Origin of the sequence: Sphaerisporangium sp. TRM90804 (assembly GCF_029846175.1) — a bacterium.
Taxonomy (GTDB): Bacteria; Actinomycetota; Actinomycetes; order Streptosporangiales; family Streptosporangiaceae; genus Sphaerisporangium.
The window spans coordinates 173,852-187,890 of record NZ_JARWAC010000021.1 but is presented as its reverse complement, the minus strand read 5'-3'; the positions used below and the strand labels follow the sequence as shown (position 1 = coordinate 187,890).

The following is a 14,039-nucleotide window of genomic DNA, read 5'->3' as shown; positions in this document are numbered from 1 at the left end:
TCCGATCTCGAGATAGAGGTGATGGGGCGTGGAAGACGGGACCGGGCAACCGGTCGAGAGACGGCTGCTGGCGGGGCGCTACCGCGTGGATGGGTCGCTCGGCAAGGGCGGCATGAGCGAGGTCTTCCATGGCTACGACGAGCGGCTGGACCGGCGGGTCGCGATCAAGATGCTCCGGACCTCCTCGCCGGGGGCGATCCCGGCCGGGCCAGACAGCCCGGAGGCGGTGGAGATCCTCGACGCCCTGGACCGGGACCGGAGGCGGTTTCTGCGGGAGATCCGCACCACCGCCCAGCTGGAGCACCCCGGCATTCCGGCGGTCTACGACACGGGTACCGAGACGCCCCCCGCCGGTAGCACGCAGCTGTGGCTCGTCATGCAGTTGCTGCGGGGCTCGACGCTGGAGTCGCTGCTGGACAGGACGGACTACGTCGCCGTGCCGTCGAGCGTGTCCTGGGCAGCGTCGATCGCCGCGCAGATCGCGGCGGTCCTGGTGGACGTGCACCGGGTCGACATCGTCCACCGGGATATCAAGCCAGCCAACGTGATGCTCGTGGATGGCGGCCTGGTGAAGGTGCTGGACTTCGGCATCGCGATCCTGCGCGGTGCGGGGGCGTTGCCGAGGCTCACGCAGGTGGACCGGACCATCGGCACCCCACCGTACATGTCGCCGGAGCAGTGCATCGGCCAGGCGGTAGCCTCCGCCTCGGACGTCTACTCGCTCGGTTGCCTGCTATTCGAGCTGCTTACCGGTGACGTGCCGTTCCACGGGACCACCGACAGACCTATACGCTTCCATCACCTCCAGACGGCGGCACCGTCGGTGCGGGCGCGCCGCCCGGACGTCCCGGCGGAAGTCGATGCGCTGGTGTCGTCGATGATGGCGAAGCAGCCAGCGGTGCGGCCCTCGGCGGAGGCCGTCTATGAGAAACTTCTCCCGTTCGTGACGGTGCCGGGCGGATCGGACGGTGGCGCGGGGGACCTCGACGAGAACCGCGACCCGACCCGTCCGTTCCGGCGGCCGCTACTGGCTCCAGTCAAGCGTCAGCAGCAGGGCGCCGGCCGGGGAACGCTCGCCGAAGACGAATTCGAGGAGTTGCGGGCTAACGTCCAGGTGCTCCTGGAAAACGACCATCCATCAGAGGCAATCCGTCTCCTGGAGGATGGCGTCACCCGCGCCGAGAACTCGTTTTTGGAACTGCGGCTGCGGCACTTCCTGGCCGCCGCGCTTTTCTACGCCGGGGAGTACACCCGGGCGGCGTCGCTGTTCGACGTCGTCGGACGTGACTACCGCAAGCGTCTCTCCCAGAACGACTTCTACGTCCTCGACTGCTCGTATCATGCGGGTCACGCTTACGCCGAGATCGGCAAGCCGGACAAGGCCCTGCCGCACCTCCGCTTCTACGTGGGCAACGCCGTCAACGCCAACCCCGCGGCGGACGACGACGCTGCAGAGCGGATCCGAGAATCACGCTTCGTCATCGCGCAGATGCTCGCCGCGTCCGGATACCCGGACGAAGCGATAGCGGAGTTCGAAGCCGTCCGTCCGCTTCTGACAGAGGCGTTCGGTGCGGGCTCGACCCAAATACGGAATCTCGACAAGCAGATTGGGCGACTGAGATCTGTCCAAGGAGGGCCGCCCTTCTTTGAATGAGCTGCGGTTTTGACCTTCAGTAGCGGTACGGCAAGTTCGCGGCTCGTCTCGGTTCGTCTGCTTTTGGTCGTGGTTCGGGGTGTTCGGCTGGCTGGTATTGCCCGCCCGCAGTCAGGCGTCGCAAAGACGTCGAGATCATGGTGCTCCGGGATGAGACCGCCGTGTTGAATCATCAGGTCTCCCGGTCAAAGTCAGGCTGGGCGGATGGGGCGCTCCTGCCGACGTTGGCCGCGCCCTGCCGACGGTACTGCGGCTCATCGGCTTGTTACCCTGGGAACCTTGTTGGCGCGGCATCGCCGTTTGACTAACGCGCGTGGAGGTACCCAAAGCACTCTGTGCGGTACTCCGAAGAACCAGATGGCGGCCCGTTCGATCGGGGGGTCGAAGGGGGGCCGGTAGGCCCCCCTGGGAAATACAGCCTGAGCCGGAGGCGAAGACGATGTCTTGGGCCGGGGACTTCGGCTACCGGAGTCTTACCTGGCGGCTTTCAGGTAGTCGGCGTTCATCTGGGCTATGGCGTCCAGGGGGATGCCCTTGGGGCAGACGGCGGTGCATTCGCCGGTGTTGGTGCAGCCGCCGAAGCCTTCCAGGTCCATCTGCTCGACCATGGCGACCACTCGGGAGTCGCGTTCGGGCTGGCCCTGGGGCAGGAGGCCCAGGTGGGTGATCTTGGCGGCGGTGAACAGCGAGGCCGAGCCGTTGGGGCAGGCGGCTACGCAGGCGCCGCAGCCGATGCAGGTGGCGGCGTCGAACGCGTCGTCGGCGTCCTCCTTCTTGACCGGCATGCTGTGCGCGTCGGGCGCCGAGCCGGCGGGGACGGAGATGAAGCCGCCGGCCTGGATGATGCGGTCGAAGGAGCCCCGGTCGACCACCAGGTCCTTGACGACCGGGAAGGGGGCCGCGCGCCAGGGCTCGATGGTGATGGTGGCGCCGTCCTCGAAGTGCCGCATGTGGAGCTGGCAGGTGGTCGTGGCGCGCTGCTCGCCGTGCGCGACGCCGTTGATCACCATGCCGCACATGCCGCAGATGCCCTCGCGGCAGTCGTGGTCGAACGCGACCGGGTCGTCGCCCTCCAGGGTCAGCCGCTCGTTCAGCACGTCGAGCATCTCCAGGAACGACATGTCCGGCGAGACGTCCTCGACCTTGTAGGTCACCATCCGCCCGCCGTCGGCGGGGCCGTTCTGCCGCCACACCTTGAGGGTGAGGTTCACTTGTAGCTCCGCTGGCTCATCGTCACGTACTGGTAGTCGAGCTCTTCCTTGTGCAGCACCGGGGCGCCGCCGGTGACGTGCTCCCACGCCGCGACGTACGCGAAGCGCTCGTCGTCGCGCAGGGCCTCGCCCTCCTCGGTCTGGGACTCGGCGCGGAAGTGGCCGCCGCACGACTCGGTGCGGTGCAGGGCGTCCAGGCACATCAGTTCGGCGAGGTCGAAGAAGTCGGCGACCCGGCCCGCGCGCTCCAGCGCCTGGTTGAGCCCCTCCTCCTCGCCGGGCACCTTGACGTTGTTCCAGAACTCCTCGCGCAGCTCGGGAATGCGCTCCAGGGCCTTGCGCAGGCCCTCCTCGGTGCGCTCCATGCCGCAGTAGTCCCACATGAGCTTGCCCAGCTCGCGGTGGTAGGAGTCGGCGGTGCGGGTGCCGCCCACCGACAGCAGCCGCCCGATCCTGCCGGTGACCTCCGAGACGGCGTCCTGGACGTCGGCCTGGTCGACGCCGCCGAACGGCCCGGCCGCCAGGTAGTCGCCGAGCGTGGTGGGCAGGACGAAGTAGCCGTCGGCCAGCCCCTGCATCAGCGCCGAGGCGCCCAGGCGGTTGGCGCCGTGGTCGGAGAAGTTGGCCTCGCCGATCACGAACAGGCCCGGGATCGTCGACTGCAGGTCGTAGTCGACCCACAGGCCGCCCATCGTGTAGTGGACGGCGGGGTAGATGCGCATCGGCCGGGTGTAGGGGTCCTCGCCGGTGATGCGCTCGTACATCTCGAAGAGGTTGCCGTACTTCTTCTCGACCGCGTCCCTGCCGAGGCGGGCGATGGCGTCGGCGAAGTCCAGGTAGACGCCGAGGCCGCCGGGGCCGACGCCGCGTCCCTCGTCGCAGACGTTCTTGGCGGCCCGCGAGGCGATGTCGCGCGGCACCAGGTTGCCGAAGGACGGGTAGACGCGCTCCAGGTAGTAGTCGCGCTCGTCCTCGGGGATGTCGCCGGGGGCGCGCTCGTCGCCGCCGCGCAGCGGCACCCACACCCGGCCGTCGTTGCGCAGCGACTCCGACATCAGCGTCAGCTTGGACTGGTACTCGCCGCTGACCGGGATGCAGGTCGGGTGGATCTGCGTGTAGCAGGGGTTGCCGAAGTAGGCCCCGCGCCGGTGCGCCCGCCAGATCGCCGTGGTGTTGCACCCCTTGGCGTTGGTGGACAGGAAGAACACGTTGCCGTACCCGCCGGTGGCGAGCACCACCGCGTCCGCGAGGTGGGTCTCGATCTCGCCGGTGACCAGGTCGCGGACGATGACGCCGCGTGCCCGGCCGTCGCTGACGACCAGGTCGAGCATCTCGTGGCGGGTGTGCATCTCGACGGTTCCGGCCGCGACCTGCCGCTCCAGGGCCTGGTAGGCGCCGAGCAGGAGCTGCTGGCCCGTCTGCCCGCGCGCGTAGAAGGTGCGGGAGACCTGGGCGCCGCCGAAGGAGCGGGTGTCGAGCAGGCCGCCGTACTCGCGGGCGAAGGGGACGCCCTGGGCCACAGCCTGGTCGATGATGTTCACGCTCACCTGGGCGAGCCGGTAGACGTTGGACTCCCGGGCCCGGAAGTCGCCGCCCTTGACGGTGTCGTAGAAGAGCCGGTGGATCGAGTCGCCGTCGCCCCGGTAGTTCTTGGCCGCGTTGATGCCACCCTGGGCGGCGATGGAGTGCGCGCGCCGGGGCGAGTCCTGGTAGCAGAAGGACTTCACGTTGTAGCCCAGCTCGCCCAGGGTCGCGGCGGCCGAGCCGCCGGCCAGGCCGGTGCCGACCACGATGACGGTGAGCTTGCGCTTGTTGGCCGGGTTGACCAGCTTCGCGGAGAAGCGACGCTGGTCCCAGCGCTCCTCGATGGGCCCCGAGGGGGCCTTGGTGTCCCGGATCGGCTCGCCGGTCGTGTAGTTCACTTCACCACTCCGATCATCACGGCGAGGGGTACGGAGACGAAGCCGAGGACGAGCACCGCCGAGAAGGCCGCGGCGAGGACGTTCAGGGCGCGGCGCCGGCGGCCGCGCGCCAGGCCGAGCGTCTGGAAGGCGCTCCACAGGCCGTGGCGCAGGTGCAGGCCCACCATGGCCATCGCGACCAGGTAGAACGAGGTGACCCACCACCGCGCGGGCGCGAAGCCCTGGACGACCCGCTCGTACGGGGTGGCCGCGGCGCCGCCGGGGTTGACCGTCCCGAAGGTCAGGTCGAGCAGGTGCCAGACGACGAAGAGCGCGATGATGACGCCGCCGTACCGCATGGTGCGCACCACGTACCCGTCCGCCCGCGACCTGCGGCGGGCGGCGTACTTCACCGGGCGCGCCCTGGCGGCGCGGCGGGCGAGCGAGACGGCCGCCCACATGTGCAGCCCCACCGCCGCCAGCAGCCCGATCTCGGCGAGCGTGAGCAGGGTGCGGCCCGGCACCGCGGGCTCGCCGACGGTGCGCAGCCAGGCGGCGTAGGAGTTGAAGCCCTCGGCGCCGGCGAAGACCTTCAGGTTGCCCAGCATGTGGGCGACGAGGAAGAGCACCAGCACGGCCCCGGTCACCGCCATGACGGCCTTCTTGCCGTTGGAGGTGCGCAGGAAGCCCCCGCGCCGGGCGGGCGCGGCCCTGGCGGGCGCGGGGCGGGGCGTCACGGCCTTGGTGGCCATGCCTCGTTCGATGGTCGACGTCACAATCACCGACGGTAGGCATCACGTTTCCGGCGGTCCAAGTCATCAGGCGCCTGGTCTCGATAGCCGGGGGCTATGCACGGTGGCCCGCAGGTCACACGCGCGTGAGCCGGCCGGTCGAATGGGATCAATCTCACAATGCGGGCACCCCTCCCCCGCCAGGGCCGTTCCGGGGCCCCGGCATACGCTTGGTGGGTGCAGCTACAGCAACTCGCTTCCTTCGTGGCTGTGGCCGAGACCTCGCACTTCACCCAGGCCGCCGAACGGATGCGGGTCGCGCAGCCGTCGCTGAGCAAGCAGATCAAGACGCTGGAGACCGAGCTGGGCGCGCCCCTGTTCAACCGGGCGCGCGGCAACGTCTCCCTGACGCCCGCCGGCGAGGCCCTGCTGCCCCTGGCCCGGCGGATGCTCGCCGACGCCGACACCGCGCGCCGCGAGGTGGCCGAGCTGGCCGGGCTGCGCCGGGGCCGGGTGCGGCTCGGCGGCACCCCGTCGCTGTGCGCCGGGCTGCTGGCGGAGGTGCTGGCGAGATTCCACCGCGACTACCCCGGAATCGACCTGCTGGTCGAGGAGGGCGGCTCGCGCGACCTCGTCCGCGACCTGGCGCGCGGCCAGCTCGACCTCGCCCTGATCATCCTGCCCCTGCACAGCAGTGATCCCTCCCTGGTCACCGAGGACATCCTCAACGAGAGCCTGGTCGTCGCCTCCCCCGCCGGGGCGACGACCCGCAAGGCGCACCTGCGCATCGAGGACCTGCGCGGGCGCCCGCTGGTGATGTTCCGCCGGGGCTACGACCTGCGCGAGGCGACGCTGAACGCCTGCCGCCAGGCCGGGTTCGAGCCGCGCCTTGCGGTGGAGGGCGGCGAGATGGACGCCGTGCTGCGGTTCGTGGAGGCCGGCCTCGGGGTGGCGGTCGTGCCCTCGATGGTGCTGGACGGCCGCCCCGGGCTGGCGGGCACCCCACTCTCCCCTCCGGGGCTTCGCCGCACCGTGGCGCTCGCTCATCGCAAGGATGTCGAGCCCACCAGAGCGGCCCAGGCCTTCCGCGCTACGCTTCTCTCTTATCTTTCGCAGGCCGCCGAGAAGGGAACGCTGCCCCAGGGTGTCGGGCTCGCCTGACCAGCCTCCGGCGCGTCAGGCCACCCCAAGCTGGGACGTATTGGCATTTGACATGCTTCACACCCCTAAGTCACGGTTTCGTACACACATGCGAGTGGACTGCTTTCGCTATAAGGTGCAGGGCAGCAACAGCCAACGCCGACCATCACTTCACAAGAGGCACCAGTGACCGCGCCCTCGCCCGGTACGCCGGCGGCGCCGGCCGAGATGCTGACGATTCTCCTCATCGAGGACGACCCAGGCGACGCGTTCCTGGTAGAAGAGCTGCTCGCCGGGGCTGCCACACCGCCGAAGATCATCTGGGCGCGCACCCTCTCCGAGAGCCGCGACCGGCTCACCCGCGACGTCGACTGTGTCGTGGTCGACCTCTCCCTTCCCGACGCCACCGGCCTGGAGGCGCTGCGTCAGGTGCTCACCATGGCGCCCGGCACCGCCGTGCTCGTGCTGACCGGCCTGAACGACGCGCACATGGGCGTCGAGGCCGTCGCCGCCGGCGCCCAGGACTACCTGGTGAAGCAGGACGTCGACGAGCGGCTGCTCGGGCGGGCCATCAGCTACGCCATAGAGCGCAAGCGCGCCGACCTCGTCCAGCGCAAGCTCGCCGAGGCGGAGCATCTCAGCCGCGAGAACGCCCGTCTGGAGCACGGCCTGCTGCCGGTGCCCATGCTCAACAAGGAGCTGGAGCGCGAAGGGCTCCAGCACCAGGCGCGCTACCTGCCCGGCCGGCGGCAGGCCCTGCTCGCGGGCGACTTCTGGGACACCGTCCAGACGCCCGACGGCGCGGTGCACGTCGTCATCGGCGACGTGTGCGGCCACGGCCCCGACGAGGCCGCGCTCGGCGCGGCGCTGCGCATCGCCTGGCGCACGCTCGTGCTGGCCGGCCACACCGGCACCGACCTGCTGACGACGCTGGAGACCGTTCTGCGCCACGAGCGCAAGTCGCCGGAGATCTTCACCACCCTGTGCACGATGACCATCGAGCCCGACCTGCGCCACGCCCGGCTGCACGTCGTCGGCCACCCGCCGCCGCTGCTCGTGCGCGGCGGCGTCCGCGACGGCGTGGTCGACATCGTGCCCGGCACGCCGTCGGGCCCGCCGCTCGGCATCTTCAAGGACGTCGTGTGGAGCACGATCGAGCTGCCGCTGGGCGACGACTGGTCGATGCTGCTCTACACCGACGGCCTCATCGAGGCCACGGTGGGCGGCGGCCCCGACCTCCTCGGCACCGAGGGGCTGATCCGGCTCATCCGCCAGCAGGGCCAGATCGATCTCGACCGCATCATCAGCTCCGTGCGGGAGATGCACCGTCACGCCCTCAGCGACGACCTCGCCGCCGTCCTGGTCGGACGGAGAAGCCCCTCCTCCGCTCCCGGGAGCCCCTCGTGACCGAACTGCCTCCCCTGCCCGCCCCGGAGCCGCCGCGCGGCGTCGGGCGCCTGCCGCTGGGCCGGTGGTTCCTGATCGCGGGCATGTCCATCGCCCTCGCCTTCGCCGTCGCGGCGGGGCTCACCATGGCGGCGGTCAACCAGACGCGCATCTCCCGCGAGGCCGTCGTCGACGTGATCGACCCGGCCATCCTGCACACGTTGCAGCTCTCCACGGCGCTGGGGGCGCAGGAGACCTCCGTGCGCACCTACGGGCGCACCAACGAGCGGCAGTACCTGGACGACTACCAGCGGGCCCTGCGGTCGGAGGCGGCCGCCTCGGCGCGGCTGCGGGCGCTGGTGTCCCGCCTGCCCGGCCAGAACGCGCGCGCCGACCTGGCGACCCTCACCGAGGCCTCCTCCCGCTGGCGCCGCGACTACGCCGACGTCATCATCGCGAAGGTGCCCGAGCTGGGCACCAAGACCGCCACGACCTACGCCGCCGTCAACAACGCGCGCTTCACCGCCGTGCAGGACGCGCTGGCCGACCAGCAGGAGAACCTGACCCTCCTGCATGACGCCGGCAGCCGCGAGCTAGAGGAGGGGTGGCGCACCTTCTACTGGGTGCTGGGCCTGCTGGCGCTGGTGTTCGTCGGCGCCGCCGTCGCCTTCACGCTGATCGTCCGCTACGTGGTGCTGCGCCCGATCTCCCAGCTCACCCAGCAGGTCAGGGCCGTCGCGGTCGGCGACTTCGGCCGCGAGCTCGCCGTCGACCGGCCGGCCGAGCTGGCCGAGCTCTCCGGGCGCGTCGACGCCATGCGCGGGCGCATGCTGCGCGAGTGGCGCCGGGCCGCCGAGGCGCGCCAGCTCCTGTCCGACCAGACGGTCGAGCTGCGCCGGTCCAACGCCGAGCTGGAGCAGTTCGCCTACGTCGCCAGCCACGACCTGCAGGAGCCGCTCCGCAAGGTGGCGAGCTTCACCCAGATGCTGGAGCAGCGGTACGGCGACCAGCTCGACGACCGCGCCAAGCAGTACGTCGCGTTCGCCGTCGACGGCGCCAAGCGCATGCAGCTGCTCATCAACGACCTGCTCGACCTGTCCCGGGTGGGCCGCATGGGCGGCGAGAAGGCCGAGACGAACGTCGAGGACGTCATGAAGGGCGCGATGAACAACCTGGGCGCCCAGATCGAGGACACCGGCGCCACCGTCACCCACGACCCGCTGCCGGCCGTCTTCGGCAACCGCGTGCTGCTCACCCAGCTCTTCCAGAACCTCATCGGCAACGCCCTGAAGTTCCGCTCGGACGAGCCGCCCCGCGTGCACGTCTCCGCCGTCGAGCAGGGGGACATGTGGGAGTTCACCTGCTCCGACAACGGCATCGGCATCGACGGCAAGTACGCTGACCGCATCTTCCTGATCTTCCAGCGGCTCCATCCGCGCGACGTGTACGCGGGGACGGGAATCGGGCTGGCCCTGTGCAGGAAGATCGTCGAGTACCACGGCGGCAAGATCTGGCTGGCCGACGCCGACCCCGACAAGCCCGGGACGACCTTCCGCTGGACCTTGCCCGCATCACCTGGAGAACAGCATGGCTGAGTACCGCTTCATCGACGTCCTCCTCGTGGAGGACGACCCCGGGGACGTCCTGCTGACCAAGGAGGCGTTCGAGCACAACAAGGTGCAGAACAAGCTCCACGTGGTGAGCGACGGCGAGCAGGCCATGGCCTTCCTGCGCCAGGAGGGCGAGTACGCCGGCATGCCCCGGCCCGACCTCGTGCTGCTCGACCTCAACCTGCCACGCAAGGACGGCCGGGAGGTGCTGGAGGACATCAAGGCCGACGCCACCCTGCGCAGCATCCCCGTCGTCGTGCTGACCACGTCGGAGGCCGAGGAGGACATCCTGCGGAGCTATAATCTGCACGCGAACGCCTACGTGGCCAAGCCGGTGGACTTCGAGCAGTTCATCCAGGTGGTCCGGCAGATCGACGACTTCTTCGTGTCGGTCGTCAAACTCCCAAGGAACGGCCAAGGTTAGGGAGCTTGACGGCGACGTGACAGGAATCACACCGGGTCGGTCGAAAAAGTGAGTGACCCTGCTCACACGGCGGTATCAGGCCGTCGTAACGTAGCCCCCACCGGCACGCGCGCGGCTGTGTGATCGGCGCGAACGCGCGCGGCTCCCAGCCAAAACGTAAACCGGATCTCGCGCCGACAGGCGACGCGGTCCGCGGAGGTGGAGAGTTCTCCGATGACCCAGACAACGGCCGGCCGGCCGCCCAGTGAACCGTCGCAGCGCAAGCAGCGGGCCCAGATAAAGGCCCGCACCCTGCGGACGGATCGATGGTGGCTGGCCCCGGCCATCACATTCGCGGCACTCTCGTCTTTCCTCGTCTACGGATTCTGGGCGATCTTCGACAAGAGCTACTTCATCGAGCCGTATATCGCCCCGTTCTCCTCGCCCTGCCTGGCGACGTCGTGCCCCGAGGGGGCACGGTTCCTCGGGCTCGCGCCGCTCGGCGACTGGTGGACGCTTCCCCCCGGCTTCCTCATCCTCGGGCTGCCGGCCGGGTTCCGCCTCACCTGCTACTACTACCGCAAGGGCTACTACCGCGCGTTCTGGCTGTCCCCGCCGGCGTGCGGCGTCGGCGAGCCGCACAAGAAGTACACCGGTGAGACGCGCCTGCCGTTGATCATCCAGAACGTCCACCGCTACTTCTTCTACGGCGCCATCCTCATCGCCGCCGTGCTCACCTGGGACGCCGTCCTGGCGTTGCGCGACCACGAGGGCAACTGGGGCCACGTCGGCCTCGGCACGGTCATCCTGTGGATCAACGTCGTGCTGATCTGGGCGTACACGCTGAGCTGCCACTCCTGCCGCCACATCACGGCGGGCCGGCTCAACCACTTCTCCAAGCACCCCGTGCGCTACAAGATGTGGACGTTCGTGTCCAAGCTCAACTCCCGGCACATGCTGCTGGCCTGGCTGTCGATGTACTCGGTCATGCTGGCCGACCTGTACGTGCGCCTGGTCGCCAAGGGCATCGTCAACTTCCCGCTCGCATAAGGATCATCAGTGGACATCGAGCGACATGAATACGACGTCGTCGTCATCGGAGCGGGCGGCGCCGGGCTGAGGGCCGCCATCGAGGCCCGCCAGCAGGGCAAGCGCACCGCCATCGTGTGCAAGTCGCTGTTCGGCAAGGCGCACACCGTCATGGCCGAGGGCGGCGCCGCCGCCGCGATGGGCAACGTCAACTCCGACGACAACTGGATGGTGCACTTCCGCGACACCATGCGCGGCGGCAAGTTCCTCAACAACCCCCGCATGGCCGAGCTGCACGCCAAGGAGTCACCCGACCGGGTGTGGGAGCTGGAGGCCTGGGGCGCGCTGTTCGACCGCACCAAGGACGGCCGCATCAGCCAGCGCAACTTCGGCGGGCACGAGTACCCCCGGCTGGCCCACGTCGGCGACCGCACCGGCCTGGAGCTGATCCGCACGCTCCAGCAGCGCGTCGTCGCCCTCCAGCAGGAGGACGAGAGGCTGCACGGCGACGCCGAGGCGTACATCAAGGTCTTCGCCGAGTGCACGATCACCACCCTGCTCAAGCAGGGCCCCGCGCGGGACGCCGGGATCAGCGGCGCGTTCGGCTACTGGCGCGAGACCGGCCGCCTGATCTGCTTCGACGCGCCCGCCGTCGTCCTGGCCACGGGCGGCATCGGCAAGTCCTACGTCGTGACCTCCAACTCCTGGGAGTACACCGGCGACGGGCACGCGCTCGCGCTGCTGGCCGGCGCCAGCCTGATCAACATGGAGTTCATCCAGTTCCACCCCACCGGCATGGTGTGGCCGCCGTCGGTGCGCGGCATCCTCGTCACCGAGTCGGTGCGCGGCGACGGCGGGGTGCTGCGCAACTCCGAGGGCAAGCGCTTCATGTTCGACTACATCCCCGAGGTGTTCAAGGACAAGTACGCCACCACCGAGGAGGAGGCCGACCGCTGGTACAACGACCAGGCGAACAACCGGCGCCCTCCGGAGCTGCTGCCCCGTGACGAGGTCGCCCGGGCGATCAACTCCGAGGTGAAGGCCGGGCGCGGCTCGCCGCACGGCGGCGTGTTCCTGGACGTCTCCAGCCGGCTGCCGGCCGCCGAGATCATCAAGCGGCTGCCGTCGATGCACCACCAGTTCAAGGAGCTGGCCGACGTCGACATCACCGCCGAGCCCATGGAGGTGGGCCCGACCTGCCACTACATCATGGGCGGGGTGGAGGTCGAGGCCGACACCGGCGCCTCCTCGGTGCCGGGCCTGTTCGCGGCCGGCGAGGTGTCGGGCGGCATGCACGGCTCCAACCGCCTCGGCGGCAACTCGCTGTCCGACCTGCTGGTGTTCGGCCGCCGCGCCGGCGCCGGCGCGGCGGCGTACGTCGACCGGCTCGCGGCCCGGCCGGTCACCCCGGACGACGTGATGCGCGCGGCCGAGATCGAGGCCGTGGCCCCGCTGTCGCGCGCCGGCGGGGAGAACCCGTACGAGGTGCACCACGAGCTGCAGCGCACCATGAACGAGCTCGTGGGCATCATCCGCAAGGCCGAGGAGGTCAAGGAGGCCCTGGAGGTCGTCACCAAGCTCAAGGAGCGGGCGGCGGCCACCGGCGCCCCGGGCGGCCGCATCTACAACCCGGGCTGGCACCTCGCCATCGACCTGCGCAACATGCTGCTCGTCTCCGACTGCGTGGCCCGAGCCGCGCTGATCCGCGAGGAGAGCCGCGGCGGGCACACCCGCGACGACTTCCCCGGCATGTCCGCCGAGTGGCGCCGCAAGCTGCTGGTGTGCGCGCTCACCGCCGACGGCGAGGTCTCGGTCGAGGAGAAGGAGCAGCCCCCCATGCGGGACGACCTGTTCCGGCTGTTCGACCGCGCCGAGCTCAGCAAGTACGTCACCGCCGACGAGCTCGCGGACTACGACGCGCTCGTGAAGGAGTCCTGATGGGGTACAAGGCCAAGTTCCGCGTCTGGCGAGGCGAGGGCGGCGAGGGCGCGCTGGAGGACTTCGTCGTCGAGGTCAACGAAGGCGAGGTCGTGCTCGACGTCATCCACCGGCTTCAGGCGACCCAGGCGCCCGACCTCGCGGTGCGGTGGAACTGCAAGGCGGGCAAGTGCGGCTCGTGCTCGGTGGAGATCAACGGCAAGCCCCGCCTCGGGTGCATGACGCGGATGTCCACCTTCACCGAGTACGAGACGATCACCGTGACGCCGATGCGCACGTTCCCGGTCATCAAGGACCTGGTCTGCGACGTCTCGTTCAACTACCAGAAGGCGCGGGAGATCCCGTCCTTCACCCCGCCGGACAACGTCAAGCCCGGCGAGTACCGCATGCAGCAGATCGACGTCGAGCGGTCCCAGGAGTTCCGCAAGTGCATCGAGTGCTTCATGTGCAACAACGTCTGCCACGTGATCCGCGACCACGAGGAGAACAAGCCGGCGTTCGCCGGCCCGCGTTTCCTCATGCGGATCGCCGAGCTGGACATGCACCCGTACGACGTGGCCGACCGCAAGGACTCGGCCCAGGAGGAGCACGGCCTCGGGTACTGCAACATCACCAAGTGCTGCACCGAGGTCTGCCCCGAGCACATCAAGATCACTGACAACGCGCTGATCCCGATGAAGGAGCGCGTCGTCGACCGGAAGTACGACCCGCTGGTGTGGCTGGGCAGCAAGATCTTCAAGCGGCCCGGCTCGTCGAACCCCTCCGGTTCCAAGGCGGGCTGAGCCGCCCGGTCAGAGGAGGGCCGAGGCCGGTCACCCGCGCCTCGGCCCCCTCACCCGGCCTCTGAGTGAGGGGCGGGCCTGGCCGGTCGCACGAGCGACACTCCCCTGTCGTCGAGGACGGCCGGGGAAGCCCTCCGCACTCTCCTGGGGCTCAAGGCCGCCGTCAGGGCGCCAGGGACGCTCTCAGCGCCCCTGGGACGCGGATGCGGCAGGCCCCGTTCCACAGATCGCGCCGCTCACGTGTACAGCGGGCC

Annotated in this window: 11 protein-coding genes; 8 read left to right on the top strand and 3 right to left on the bottom strand. The window is 69.7% G+C overall.

Annotated elements, in window-relative coordinates:
- Positions 1 to 28 precede the first annotated feature (28 nt).
- The gene (locus tag PYR91_RS25960; protein ID WP_279783711.1) at positions 29 to 1,654 is read left to right on the top strand and encodes a serine/threonine-protein kinase; all 1,626 of its coding nucleotides are present in this window, start codon (positions 29 to 31) and stop codon (positions 1,652 to 1,654) included.
- A 473-nt stretch (positions 1,655 to 2,127) separates the two neighbouring features.
- On the opposite strand, the gene PYR91_RS25955 is transcribed toward PYR91_RS25960, so the two are convergent.
- Genes PYR91_RS25955 through PYR91_RS25945 form a run of 3 tightly spaced genes read right to left on the bottom strand, consistent with a single transcriptional unit; the run spans position 2,128 to position 5,419 of the window.
- Positions 2,128 to 2,865 carry a succinate dehydrogenase/fumarate reductase iron-sulfur subunit gene (locus PYR91_RS25955; protein WP_279783709.1) on the bottom strand — a complete coding sequence of 246 codons (738 nt, stop codon included), beginning with the start codon at positions 2,863 to 2,865 and terminating at the stop codon, positions 2,128 to 2,130.
- Positions 2,862 to 4,787, bottom strand: coding sequence for a fumarate reductase/succinate dehydrogenase flavoprotein subunit (locus PYR91_RS25950; protein WP_279783707.1), 1,926 nt, complete (start codon positions 4,785 to 4,787; stop codon positions 2,862 to 2,864). The genes PYR91_RS25955 and PYR91_RS25950 overlap by 4 nt, the downstream gene beginning before the upstream one ends.
- Complete coding sequence (locus PYR91_RS25945; protein ID WP_279783917.1) at positions 4,784 to 5,419, bottom strand: succinate dehydrogenase cytochrome b subunit; 636 nt, start codon at positions 5,417 to 5,419, stop codon at positions 4,784 to 4,786. The genes PYR91_RS25950 and PYR91_RS25945 overlap by 4 nt, the downstream gene beginning before the upstream one ends.
- A 315-nt stretch (positions 5,420 to 5,734) precedes the next feature.
- Here PYR91_RS25945 and PYR91_RS25940 point away from each other — a divergent pair, with 315 nt between their 5' ends.
- The 7 genes from PYR91_RS25940 (at position 5,735) to PYR91_RS25910 (ending at position 13,785) form a co-directional block, all read left to right on the top strand.
- Positions 5,735 to 6,658 carry a LysR substrate-binding domain-containing protein gene (locus PYR91_RS25940; protein WP_279783705.1) on the top strand — a complete coding sequence of 308 codons (924 nt, stop codon included), beginning with the start codon at positions 5,735 to 5,737 and terminating at the stop codon, positions 6,656 to 6,658.
- Between the two features lie 207 nt (positions 6,659 to 6,865).
- Positions 6,866 to 8,044 carry a SpoIIE family protein phosphatase gene (locus PYR91_RS25935; RefSeq protein ID WP_279783703.1) on the top strand — a complete coding sequence of 393 codons (1,179 nt, stop codon included), beginning with the start codon at positions 6,866 to 6,868 and terminating at the stop codon, positions 8,042 to 8,044.
- A complete protein-coding gene (locus tag PYR91_RS25930) occupies positions 8,041 to 9,618 on the top strand; it encodes an ATP-binding protein (protein ID WP_279783701.1) in 1,578 nt (525 codons plus the stop codon). Before PYR91_RS25935 ends, PYR91_RS25930 begins: the two co-directional genes overlap by 4 nt.
- On the top strand, positions 9,611 to 10,057 hold the full coding sequence (locus tag PYR91_RS25925) for a response regulator (protein ID WP_279783699.1): 447 nt from the start codon (positions 9,611 to 9,613) through the stop codon (positions 10,055 to 10,057). The genes PYR91_RS25930 and PYR91_RS25925 overlap by 8 nt, the downstream gene beginning before the upstream one ends.
- A 213-nt stretch (positions 10,058 to 10,270) precedes the next feature.
- Entirely contained in the window at positions 10,271 to 11,086 is an 816-nt protein-coding gene (locus PYR91_RS25920) for a hypothetical protein (RefSeq protein WP_279783697.1), read from the top strand.
- A 9-nt stretch (positions 11,087 to 11,095) separates the two neighbouring features.
- The gene (locus PYR91_RS25915; RefSeq protein ID WP_279783695.1) at positions 11,096 to 13,003 is read left to right on the top strand and encodes a fumarate reductase/succinate dehydrogenase flavoprotein subunit; all 1,908 of its coding nucleotides are present in this window, start codon (positions 11,096 to 11,098) and stop codon (positions 13,001 to 13,003) included.
- Positions 13,003 to 13,785, top strand: coding sequence for a succinate dehydrogenase/fumarate reductase iron-sulfur subunit (locus tag PYR91_RS25910; protein ID WP_279783693.1), 783 nt, complete (start codon positions 13,003 to 13,005; stop codon positions 13,783 to 13,785). The genes PYR91_RS25915 and PYR91_RS25910 overlap by 1 nt, the downstream gene beginning before the upstream one ends.
- Positions 13,786 to 14,039 lie beyond the last annotated feature (254 nt).

Coding starts and splice junctions, on each gene's coding strand:
- PYR91_RS25910 (WP_279783693.1), top strand. CDS start 13,003: ATGGGGTACAAGGCCAAGTTCCGCGTCTGGCGAGGCGAGGGCGGCGAG.
- PYR91_RS25945 (WP_279783917.1), bottom strand. CDS start 5,419: ATGGCGGTGACCGGGGCCGTGCTGGTGCTCTTCCTCGTCGCCCACATG.
- PYR91_RS25935 (WP_279783703.1), top strand. CDS start 6,866: ATGCTGACGATTCTCCTCATCGAGGACGACCCAGGCGACGCGTTCCTG.
- PYR91_RS25920 (WP_279783697.1), top strand. CDS start 10,271: ATGACCCAGACAACGGCCGGCCGGCCGCCCAGTGAACCGTCGCAGCGC.
- PYR91_RS25925 (WP_279783699.1), top strand. CDS start 9,611: ATGGCTGAGTACCGCTTCATCGACGTCCTCCTCGTGGAGGACGACCCC.